Annotated in this window: 6 protein-coding genes and 1 pseudogene; 3 read left to right on the top strand and 4 right to left on the bottom strand. The window is 57.1% G+C overall.

The genetic code is table 11. From position 1 onward, the window contains the following. On the top strand, positions 1 to 698 hold a 698-nt coding region (locus tag QZ522_RS15780; RefSeq protein ID WP_294613712.1), incomplete at its 5' end, for a hypothetical protein. Positions 699 to 1,032: 334 nt separating this feature from the next. Beyond that, positions 1,033 to 2,379, top strand: a complete 1,347-nt coding sequence (locus QZ522_RS15775) for a cytochrome P450 (protein WP_294613710.1) — start codon at positions 1,033 to 1,035, stop codon at positions 2,377 to 2,379. An 80-nt stretch (positions 2,380 to 2,459) separates the two neighbouring features. Here the strand turns inward: QZ522_RS15775 and QZ522_RS15770 are convergent, their stop codons facing one another. The 4 genes from QZ522_RS15770 to QZ522_RS15755 form a co-directional block, all read right to left on the bottom strand. Then, positions 2,460 to 3,842: a HAMP domain-containing sensor histidine kinase gene (locus tag QZ522_RS15770; RefSeq protein ID WP_294613708.1), complete on the bottom strand. Its 1,383-nt coding sequence runs from the start codon at positions 3,840 to 3,842 to the stop codon at positions 2,460 to 2,462. Between the two features lie 602 nt (positions 3,843 to 4,444). Further along, positions 4,445 to 4,855: a PaaI family thioesterase gene (locus QZ522_RS15765; RefSeq protein ID WP_294613706.1), complete on the bottom strand. Its 411-nt coding sequence runs from the start codon at positions 4,853 to 4,855 to the stop codon at positions 4,445 to 4,447. Next, positions 4,852 to 5,877 (bottom strand): phosphotransferase family protein, encoded by a 1,026-nt coding sequence (locus QZ522_RS15760; RefSeq protein ID WP_294613704.1) that lies wholly within the window; start codon positions 5,875 to 5,877, stop codon positions 4,852 to 4,854. The genes QZ522_RS15765 and QZ522_RS15760 overlap by 4 nt, the downstream gene beginning before the upstream one ends. Then, positions 5,874 to 7,517, bottom strand: a complete 1,644-nt coding sequence (locus QZ522_RS15755; protein ID WP_294613702.1) for a long-chain-fatty-acid--CoA ligase — start codon at positions 7,515 to 7,517, stop codon at positions 5,874 to 5,876. The genes QZ522_RS15760 and QZ522_RS15755 overlap by 4 nt, the downstream gene beginning before the upstream one ends. A 142-nt stretch (positions 7,518 to 7,659) precedes the next feature. On the opposite strand from QZ522_RS15755, the pseudogene QZ522_RS15750 reads away from it, so the two are divergent. After that, positions 7,660 to 7,851, top strand: a pseudogene (locus QZ522_RS15750) (ribulose-phosphate 3-epimerase); the annotation flags it as partial.

Raw genomic sequence — 7,851 nt, 5'->3', positions numbered from 1 at the left:
ACAGTCTGGTACAGTCCCGCCGCAAAACCGAAAAAAGCATGCAATGCGCAAGCGATCTCAAATACAAACTGGAAACCATCCAGCAATTGAATTTCGAAGATCCAATCTCACTCAACGGGCTGAAGAATTTCCTGCGATACGTTGAATTTGACAACTACGTTGCGCAGCTCGCGCGGCGTAAGATGTTTGGCTCGCAAGCCATTTCCGTCATCCTGCAAGATGCCGACATGTTTTATCATCATGTTGGATGCGAAGGCTTTCGGGATGCCATCCAGGATGTGGCTTCCTGCATTCAAGGTGTAGCCGATGACATGGATTTTGTTTTTTCATACCGTGGCAGCGGCATTTTCGTGGTTATCTTGCACGGCCGGAAAGTGACGGATTCCATCCTTGGAACGCTAAGCTTTGGCGAGATGGTCGGTGCGCAGCTGAAACGGCACGTAGCGGATGAGCGTGTAGAGGTTCTGGTCGGAGAGCCGGTATCCATGCGCATGTTGTCCCGGAGCAATGCGACCGGAGCGCTCAAGAGAGCCATCGATTGCGCCAAGCATCTTGAAAGCGAGATGCGCAAGAGCGACTATGCGAAAAGTTTCGATGTGGACGGCTATTATCCCCCTCAGAAAAAAGGGCAGAAACGGGTCTATGAGCGCGTTTTGCGAGAGCTCTTTGGCGAAGACAGCTATCTGAACATCGAATAGCCCCCGCGCGAAGCCCTCCGGCTTGCCGCTGTGCGTAAACAAGGCAAACTGCAACACACCCACAACAGTTCAAGACCGTTTTGCGGCAATGGTTCCACTGCCCTTGCCGAACATCACGGGGATGGTTAACACTTCTTGGGACTTCGCTTTGATTGCGGAAGAAACAAGAATGGATACCATGGCACGGTTGTATTGTTGACTGGATGCTTTTGGCTAAGTTGATGAAATCGTTTCCGAATTTTTCCGGTGGCTATGTTTGAGCCTTGCGTCGCGCTCTTATTGGGGGCGTGGAGGGAAAGCAAAAACCGCTGGTTGGTAATTCGGGGGTGGGGGTATGATGACGACACCAGCGCCATTTGAGGCGGTGCCGATAGCGGCCAAGCTTGCGACAAAACCCGTCGGGCTTATGGAATTTGCACGGCTGGCGGGGCGAAATATGCTCGAGGTCATTCCAAAGGAAACCTCGGAGCAGACCTACGTTCGGGGCCCTTTGAATATTCACTACATTTGTGATCCCGAAATCATCACCGAACTTCTGGTCGGTAGCGGGCGGCGTTTTCCGAAGGCCAAATTCACCAAGGACATCATCGGCTCGGCCGTCGGCAACGGTCTTATCCTGGCGGAAGGTGAGAAATGGCGCAAACAGCGCCAGCGGTATTCTCCCTTGTTTGCGGCACGGAACCTGCCGCTTTTGGCAACGCATTTCGCGGAAACCGGCATGGAAGTTGCCGACTCTTTATATGAAGGGCACGGGATTGTGGACGTCACGCAAATGGCGCCCGCATCCACCATTACCAACATTTCGCGGGTCATCTTTTCCGGCAACGAAGAGGTCTCGGCAGAAGAAATAAGGGCCGGTCTGAAGCGGTACTTCGAATACATTTCGGAGATTTCGCTTTTTGATCTTATGCGGTTGCCGAAATGGATACCGCGCCGGAAGTGGTTGCGGAGTAAAAAGCCGGTTACGAATATGCGTATCCTGGCGCAGCAGGTGATCGAAAGCAGGCGTGCGGAGAACCGGGTCATTCCGGAGGATTTCCTTGACCTGATGATCGCGGCTCTGGAAGAGGACTATGAGGATATAGCAACCACGGTTGATAACCTTCTCACATTCGTCGTCGCAGGGCACGAGACATCCGCCAATGCGCTGGCCTGGGGATATTATCTTTTGGCGATGTACCCCGAGGTGCAGACGATGATCCGGGACGAGGTTCTGTCCATCTGTCCCGACGGGCCAGTCACCTATGACGATGTTCAGAAAATGGAGCTGTTGAGGGCACATATCAACGAGACGCTGCGCCTTTATCCCTCGGCCGCATTTTTCGCCCGCGATGCCGCAGAAACTCTGACGATCAAGGGCATTAAGTTCAAGAAGGGCGATGCACTCTTCTTTCCGGTCTATTCGCTTCATCGCAACGAACAACTCTGGGAAGATCCGAACCACTATCGGCCGGGCCGGTTTCTGACGAACAAGTTTCCTCGTGGTCAGTTCATACCCTTCGGAGCCGGACCAAGGATTTGTATTGGCGCACAATATGCGGAAACCGAAATCATGGTTCTGATTGCCAGCGTTCTGCGCAAGATCGAATTCTCGTTGACCGATGTTCCCATTCCGCGCCCCGTTCTGACGTTCACGATGCGTCCGGAAGGGCCGATGATCCTGAAGGCAACACCTATCTGAACGGTATTGCGGCAGGTTGGTAATTTGCGCCTGGCCGCAGATGCAACATGACCTGTTCCATCCAATGAAATGCAAACCGCTTAAGGCAGTTCAGGCGGCGCCCGGTGGGCCAGGAATTCAGTGAAAAAGGTGGTTCCGCATCCAATTTCGCTTACATAGTCGATTATGCCGTTATGCGATTCCACAATCTCTTTCGAGATGTTCATTCCCAGACCGCTTCCCGCGGCACGCCGCTGATCGGATGAATCCAACTGGCTGAAGCGACCGAAAACCTTGCTTTCCGCGCCTTCGGGGATTCCGCAGCCGGTGTCCTTCACGTAAATTCTGACCTTGTCGCCGATGCTCTTGCATCCGACGGTTACTGTTCCACCCTCCTTCGAGAACTTCGCCGCGTTTGAAATCATGTTCGCCAAGACCTGCATGAGGCGGGTTTCATCGCCTTCGATCGTTAGCGGGGTATCCTCGGGGCATTCTTCGACAAGGGTTACATTATGCGCGGTTGCATAGCCGACGTTGCTGTTGACCGCTTCATTGACAAGGGCCTGAACGCTCAGGATATCCTTGCGATAGTTCATTTCCCCGGCTTCTATCTTTTGCAGGTCAAGCACATCGTCGATCAGGTTGGACAAGCGTTTGCTGTTTTTCCCAGCCATGTTCAGAAGGCTTTTCATCTTTTCCGGAACCTCGCCCATCACGCCGGAATTCAGAAGATCAAGCGATCCCCGGATCGAAGTGAGTGGCGTGCGAAGTTCGTGGCTGACTGTCGATATGAACTGGGACTTGACGACATAGGCGGCTTTCGTTCGCTCATGTTCCTGTCTGAGTGCCTCTAGTTGGGCCAGGTTTTTACGATAAAGTCTCAGGAAGACGATGGAGCAGTCGATAAGGAAATACATCACGAAGATAACGGTGAAAAAATGCAGCCAAAGCTCGGAATCCAAGCTTGGCCGCGATATCCAGATATCCGAGAATACGATGACCAGAAAGGACAAGCCGTAAATTCCCAACCTGATGCCCAATGCCAGCACAAGCTGATGGTTGTTCATGGCCGCAAATAGGGCCGCTGCGAAAAGAAAGAACAGTGGTGTGAAATGGCCGCCGAGTTCCTGTTTGAAGGCAATGGATACGGCATAGAGACAGATTGCGGCAGAGCTTAGGATCGTGTTGAGCAACACCCATATCAGGCTGGAGTGTATGGCTCGCTTCTGGTTCACGTGCAGCCGTCTTACACGTCTGGCAATCATGATGTCCTGAAGTTCGCAAAACACGATCGTGCAGTAAAATATCGCCGCATTGAGCGGATCAAAGTAAAACGCCGTCAGCAGTGTGGTCGCAAGATAGATCGCCTGCCGCTGCCAGAGCAGCGCGAAGGTTGCCCATGTATAGTCTTTCAGGTTTTGAAGGAGCCTGGCATCGGCCGACTCGACCGTGGCTTTCGGTTGATCAATTCCAGAACGCCTCATGATTTGACCTGTTTAACTCTCTGTTTTCTTTAAGCCGACTAGTGTTGTCGCACGCTCTTGTGGAGGGAATGGGTCTGCTTTCCGGTTAAAGTTTGTCATTCCGTCCGACATGTGTCGAGGCCACACAGATCGAACCGGTGGTCATCCTGCGTTCCCGGCCAGGTTAACAGCGCCGCCTTGCCGTTGATGCGTATCTGCGGCGCGCTTGAACAGGCCATTCGGGCCTTGCGCAAGGCTATCTGCCGGTTACGCTGGCGATCCACTTGCGAAGCCGCGAAACCGGAGCCGGGTCATAGCTTTCGTCAATTTCCGCCTGGTCAATCAGCGCAGGAAGCCTGTCGTGCCTTGCATGCGACCTTTGCTTGCCGCTTCCGTTTATGTCTTTTGGGTCATGCTTTCCCGCAAATTCACTGAACACAATATCCACCTTTCTCAAGCATTGGTGATCAAATTTATTTAGTGACGATCTAATGCCGAGATATGTGCCGGAATATTTTGACGCAATTTGGGCAAGATTGCGCGGATCATGCATAGGTTGTGGAAACAGTATGTTTCAGCGGCAGGTGAAACGCCAGTCAAAGCCGTGACATGGCTTCGCGTGATCAACTGCGCCGGTAGCGAAATACCCCGGTGCCGGTGGCAATAAGCGTGCCGCTGTCGTCGCGGATTTCACCCCTTGCGAAATAGCTGGTCTTGCCGCCCCCGGTGCGCCAGCCTTCGGCGATCAGGGTCGCGCCCTGTGCCTGGGCCAGGTAATTCACCGTCATCGACAGGGTAAGGGCCATCTGCGAACGCTTGGGGTCGCCCGTGTAGCACCCGGCAAACCCCATCGCCGTATCAAGCAGCGTGGCATGGATGCCGCCATGCGGCAGGCCCTGACGGTTCATCAGGTAGGGGTGCAGGGGCAATTCGATGCGCGCATAATCGGGCGTCCAGCCGGTCATGGAAAACCCAAGGTGGGTTTGCAGGGCCGAGGGCGTTTCGATGAGGGTGGGGTCAAGGTCTTGGGTCATGAAATCCCTTTCGCCGCGTCGATCCCCGCGCGGGCAAATTGCGGCACATACTGGCCAAGTTGTAGCCCGCGCTCGGGATCAGAGGCATTGCCATCAAGAGCGCGTTTTTTCACACCTTGCAGGATGGCCGCCATGCGGAAATAGCAAAATGCCAGGTAAAAGCCAAAACTGTCGATGCCATCCAATCCGCGACGGGCGCAATAGCTGTCGATAAACTGCTGATCGCTCCAGAGACCAAGCGCAGCGCGATCAACCCCGGCCAGTCCGCGCCCTTCCCGGGTGGCGGGCATCGACCATTGCATGATCACCGCGGCCAGATCGGCATAGGGGTGGCCGATGGTCGACAGTTCCCAATCGAGCACCGCAAGACAGCGGGGGCCGTCCTTGGCAAATAACAGGTTATCAAGGCGGTAATCGCCATGCACCAGCCTGCGCTGTCCGTCATCGGGGGGGATATTGCCATCCAGCCATCTCATCAGCGCGACCATATCGGGCAGGTCCCCGGTTTGGGTGGCCGTGTATTGCTTTGACCAGCGGTCAACCTGACGGCGGTAATAATTGCCGGTGGGTCCGTAATCCGCAAGGCCCGCCGCCGTGATGTCGACATCATGGATCGCCGCCAGAACGCGGTTCATTTCGTCGATCAGCGCGCCGCGCTCGGGCGGGGTCATGCCGGGCAGGCTCGGGCTGTCAAAGTTGCGGCCCTGCACCTCGTCCATGATGTAAAACGGCGAGCCGATCACGCTGTCGTCTTCGCAGAGGATGTGCATCTTTGCGATAGGCACGTCGCTGCCTTCGAGCGCGCGTTGCACCCGGAATTCCCGCTCGACCGCATGGGCGGATTTGAGCAACACCCCCGGCGGTTTGCGCCGCAGCACGTAATTGCGCGCGGGCGTGTGCAAAAGATATGTCGGGTTGGATTGCCCGCCGCTGAATTTCGTCGCGCTCACCGGTCCGTCGAACCCCGGCAGGTGATCCTTTAGCCACGCGGCGGCGGCATTGGTGTCAAGCCCGGCGCTCATGTGTCGCCCTCTCTCTGATCGGGCAGGACATAGTCGCAAAACCGGTCCCGCAGGGTAAGTTTCGACACCTTGCCGGTGGCGGTGAGCGGCAGCTCATCGACCCAGAGCAGATCGTCGGGCAATTGCCAATGTGCAAAGTGCGCCGCCATATGGGCGTGCAGATCGGCCAGATCCGGGCGATCCTCGCCTGCCGGTACCGCCACCAGAACCGGGCGCTCATCCCATTTCGGGTGGGGCACGGCGATGACCGCACAGGCGGCAATGGCGGGGTGCGCGATGGCGGCGTTTTCCAGGTCGATCGAGCTTATCCATTCGCCGCCCGACTTCACCAGGTCCTTGGTTCGGTCGCGGATCACCAGCATCCCGTCCGGGCCGATCGAGGCCACATCGCCGGTGCCGAACCAGCCCTCGGCGTCCATCGCGGCGCGGCTTGCGGCCTCGTTGTTGAAATAGCCGCTGATCACGGTATTGCCGCGCACATATAGCTCGCCGCTGGCGGTGCCGTCATGGGGCTGGCGCACGCCCTCGTCATCGACGATCTTGAACTCGACCCCGAAAATCCGCCGCCCGGCACTGGCCTTGGCGGTGATCCTGTCGGCCTCGGGGGCATCGTCAAGGGCAGGGGGCAGAACGCCGTGGGTGCCAATCGGGCTCATTTCCGTCATGCCCCAGGCCTGACAAACGGTGACGCCGCGCGCCTCGTACTCTTCGATCATCACGCGCGGCGCGGCCGATCCGCCAACCACCAGATCGCCAAAGCCCTCTGGTGCGCGCGCCTGCGCCTTGATCTCGGCCAATAGCCCGGCCCAGACGGTGGGCACGCCCCAGGCCGAGTAGACCGCCTCGCTATCCATCAGGCGAAACAGGCTTGCGCCATCAAGGGCGGCGCCGGGCATCACCATCGTCATGCCCATAAGCGGCGCAGTATAGGGCAGGCCCCAGGCGTTGACGTGAAACAGCGGCACCACCGGCAAGATCCTCGCCCCGGCCCGAAAGCTGCTGGTTTGCGAAATTGGCACCATCATCGCGTGCAGCAAGGTCGAGCGGTGCGAATAAAGTGCACCCTTGGGATTGCCCGTTGTCCCTGATGTGTAACACAGCCCCGAGGCGGTCTCCTCGGGGAACTCGGGCCAGTCATAGCTTTGCGCTTGTCCGTCAAGCAGCTCTTCATAACAAAGCGCGTCTAGCGTGGTCTCGGGCATATGCGCGCGGTCGGTCAGGATCACGAACCGCAGGTCCGGTGCAAGCTGATCACGAACCGCCTCGATCAGGGGCACAAACGTCGTGTCGATGAACAAAATCCGATCTTCGGCATGGTTGACGATATAGACAAGCTGTTCCTGCGAGAGGCGCGGATTGATCGTGTGACACACCGCCCCTATGGATGAGATGCCGTAATAAAGCTCGAAATGGCGATACCCGTTCCAGGCCAGCGTCGCAATCCGGTCGCTGAACCTGACCCCGAGCGCGTCAAGCGCATGGGCAAGCCGGGCCACCCGCGCAAGCGTTTCGGGATAGGTGGCGCGATGAATGTCGCCTTCTGTGCGCACCGAGATAATCCCCTGATCGCCAAACGCCGTGGCGGCATGGGTCAGGATGTCGATGATCCTGAGCGGCCGGTGCATCATCTGTGCCTGCATGGGGCATCGTCCTGTTGTTTGCTGCGGTTCGGGCGACGGTGCCATGAAACCTGGCAAGGATCAATTGCCGCAGGGGGGCTTGACCTCAGGGCGCGTCGGGCGCATGTGCAGGGCATCCCAACCCGCGCAAAGAGGTCAGCCCATGAGCTTTGATCGTTCCATCAAAATCGCCCCGTCGATCCTGTCGGCGGATTTTGCCAATTTCGGCCAGGAAATTCAGGCGATTGAGGCCGAGGGCGCCGATTGGGTGCATGTCGATGTGATGGACGGGCATTTCGTGCCGAACCTGACCTTTGGCCCGCCGCTCTGTGCCGCCATCCGCCCACATATAAAG

The sequence above is a fragment of the uncultured Roseovarius sp. genome, assembly GCF_913054395.1.
In the GTDB taxonomy this organism is placed as follows: Bacteria; Pseudomonadota; Alphaproteobacteria; order Rhodobacterales; family Rhodobacteraceae; genus Roseovarius.
Note: the sequence above shows the minus strand (reverse complement) of the source record. Positions and strands in the feature narration are given on the sequence as shown.

Coding starts and splice junctions, on each gene's coding strand:
- QZ522_RS15770 (WP_294613708.1), bottom strand. CDS start 3,842: ATGAGGCGTTCTGGAATTGATCAACCGAAAGCCACGGTCGAGTCGGCC.
- QZ522_RS15765 (WP_294613706.1), bottom strand. CDS start 4,855: ATGACCCAAGACCTTGACCCCACCCTCATCGAAACGCCCTCGGCCCTG.
- QZ522_RS15775 (WP_294613710.1), top strand. CDS start 1,033: ATGATGACGACACCAGCGCCATTTGAGGCGGTGCCGATAGCGGCCAAG.
- QZ522_RS15760 (WP_294613704.1), bottom strand. CDS start 5,877: ATGAGCGCCGGGCTTGACACCAATGCCGCCGCCGCGTGGCTAAAGGAT.
- QZ522_RS15755 (WP_294613702.1), bottom strand. CDS start 7,517: ATGCAGGCACAGATGATGCACCGGCCGCTCAGGATCATCGACATCCTG.